The sequence below is a fragment of the Oleiphilus sp. HI0043 genome, assembly GCF_001634935.1.
This window is the reverse complement of the sequence record NZ_LWEY01001444.1, coordinates 1-1,139: the sequence shown is the minus strand read 5'-3', so window position 1 is coordinate 1,139 and position 1,139 is coordinate 1. Positions and strand designations below refer to the sequence as shown.

General features: G+C 40.3%; 1 protein-coding gene. It reads left to right on the top strand.

The annotated features are described in order from the left end of the window. Positions 1-192: 192 nt before the first annotated feature. Positions 193-1,139, top strand: a 947-nt coding sequence (locus A3729_RS20230) for an MvaI/BcnI family restriction endonuclease (protein WP_068634214.1), incomplete at its 3' end; no start/stop codon positions are given.

The window sequence follows — 1,139 nt, the reverse complement described above, 5'->3', positions numbered from 1 at the left end:
AACTCGGTGGTGGTACCAGTTTTTAGAGCTGTAGCTGAGCTAATGAAAAGTCGTATATATCAGGCAGTAGACCTTAAAAATAAATCCGATAAAGCTGCCTGATCAATCTACTTACTTTAGTCGCAGAACTTCATTCGACTTGAAGTTCTCGCTTGGAATGAATATTGTCTTACTATTTCCAAAGTTTATAGTATGGCAATATTCAATCATCTCGATTATCAAGGGCTAATCTCGTCCAAGGAAATCGTTTCTCGTTTATCAGAACATGGTTGTGATTTGGCTTTGATTAAGAAGCTTCCAAAGAACGCCAATGACAAAAACCAAGTTTATTTTCATCATGATGCTAGCTTACTAAACTCCGTGTTTGATATGAGCTTTAGTGAAAGAGTTGAAAGCACGAGTCAAACGAAAAGAGCATCTGCACCCGGCAAACCAATTACTCAAGCTGTCTTCAATGAATTCTATTGGCTAAGCAGTGATGGCACTTTGCATAAGACTAAAAAATGTAAAGCTATTGTATACCACCAGTACCCTGAGGCTCGGCTATCAGGTTTTCAGACAGAGCAGGGCGAAATGCCTCAATCTATGTCAGTTGAGTTCACAAAGAGTGAAGATCTACTTCCTAGGTATTTAGTAATTGGAGCTACTCAAAAGGGAATCGCAATTGCGATGATGCTTGTTGATCCGGCCGAAGAGTTTAGAAACGAGTTCATTGATCTGCCCCTTTTTGGATCCTCGAAAATATGTAAGCGTTTATCGATTAATGAGCTGGACATATCAGGCTCAGAAAAACTACGCAAAATACTTACTGATAGCGTGGCGGGCAAGACTTTAAAGGGGTGCAGGTTCGATAAAACTGGAGAAACTATCCCTTTTACAAGTACCCAAGTACATGGGTATACGCTAGAGCATGCTTGCGGAATCATTCCTAATGCAGATCAGGACGGAGACATTTTTGGCATCGAATTAAAGTGCTTTACTACGAAAAAGCTATCGTTAATAACTACTGAACCTGATGGCGGTTTGTACAAGGAAGACTTTGCTGAGTTTATGAAGACGTATGGATACCTGAAGGGTGATGACTACCGGCTGACAGGATTACATAGAGTGAACAATACAAACTCAAAGACTAACCTGAC